We start from the raw sequence: 1,681 nt of genomic DNA on the forward strand, positions 1-1,681 counted from the left end.
ACGGCGGGGTCTTTTTTTAATTACTTTTTAATCGTGAAGGTTTGTGATTCTTTTGGGATATTAGCCCCATCGAGTTCGATGGTGATGACCAGTTTGTATTTACCTTCCTCTAATGTTTTAGTTCCTAGGTTGAAAATGTACTGATTGTCGGATAAATCATATCGGAATAGGTTTCCTTCTGTTGCTGCTGATGTTGAAATGACCGTTGCATCTGCCTCTATGCCATCATTATTCACTTTTACCAGTGTAAGAGTAGCTTTTGCGTCTTTCACGTAATTGCTGCCATCAGCAATCTGGAATTTTACTGGAATCGTGCTATTCTTTTTAAATGTGCTGGAACCGTCTGCCTTAATTGGCTGCAGGATACCGCTGTAATTATAAACATAATACGAATAGGTAAAGGAACTAGTATTTCCGGCTTGATCCATAGCTGTGACGGTAATAGTGTGAGCCCCGGCCTTTGAGGTATCAAGTTTATCTAAACCACTCGTTACAGGCTTGGTATCATAATTATCGGTTACAGCTGGGGTCACGGTGACATCCTGTCCGACTAGGAACCGCTGGCCTAGTGTCAAGCCTTCTAAGCCGCTGATGACTGGTGCGGTGTTATCAACGGTATAGGCTATGGAATTAGTTCCAATATTGCCTGCCGCATCTTTGGCAGTGACTGTTAATGTATGGTTTCCCTCATTGGTTTTTAAATCATCAGCTGTAATTTGATCTGTTAAATGCAGGTCTGTTACACTAAAATAGTGGTCAAATCCTACTAACGCCTCTGTTAATGATTTTGTTGTATAGTGCTTTCCTGGTGTTAAATGGAAGGAAATCTCTGGTTGTGTATTATCGATAATATAGGTAATTGACTCAGTTGTACTGTTACCAGCGTTATCAGTTGCAGTAATCTTTAAAGTGTGGGTTCCCTCTTCACTCGTTACAATGGAGTCTGGAACAATTACTACCTTAACAGCTTTATCTCGATTATCGTCGACTGTATAAAACTGGCCGATTTTTAACAAGGACTCTGTTGTATAGATGCCATCTTTTTCAATATTGAAAGTGATAGTAGGCGGAGTATTATCAACCGTATAGGAAATCGTTTTGCTTGCTTTATTTCCTGCCTTGTCGACGGCTGTAACAGTATACAAATGTGTGCCTTCTTCGAAAACAAAAGCGCTGGCATTGTCTGTACTAGGATTCGCATCCTTAATCGTATATGGCTTAACAACTAATCCTTTTAGATATTCAGCATTATAAAAACCGCCATCTTTAAATTTTGAATCATCCATTACAATCTCAGGTGGTGTGTTATCGACATGATAATCAACAGATACTGTTGTTTTATTTCCGGCGCGGTCAATTGCTGTAACAATTGCCGTGTGCGGTCCATCTTCAGTGGCTAAAGGTGTTGCATCAATCTCGACTGGGCTGTTATCGGTAACAGACCAGTACTGATTAAGTGCTTCTAATGCACCTAGATTATAATATTTGCCCTCTTCCAAAGTAAGTGATACTTTTGGTGCCGTATCATCAATTATATAGCTAGCAGAAGCGGAGTTAGAGTTCCTTGCCAAATCAGCTGCTGAAACTATTAATGTATGTTTACCTTCAGCATAGCTGATCTCACTAGCCTGAATAGTGTCCTCATCTAGATTCTCATCTTCGACATTATAAAGAGGGTCGA

General features: G+C 40.1%; 1 protein-coding gene. It reads right to left on the reverse strand.

Annotated elements, in window-relative coordinates; translation table 11 throughout:
* Nucleotides 1-20 precede the first annotated feature (20 nt).
* The coding region (locus KHB02_RS24365) for an Ig-like domain-containing protein (RefSeq protein ID WP_241114064.1) at nucleotides 21-1,681 on the reverse strand (1,661 nt) is incomplete at its 5' end.

Origin of the sequence: Neobacillus citreus (genome assembly GCF_018343545.2) — a bacterium.
GTDB lineage: Bacteria > Bacillota > Bacilli > Bacillales > Cytobacillaceae > Neobacillus > Neobacillus citreus.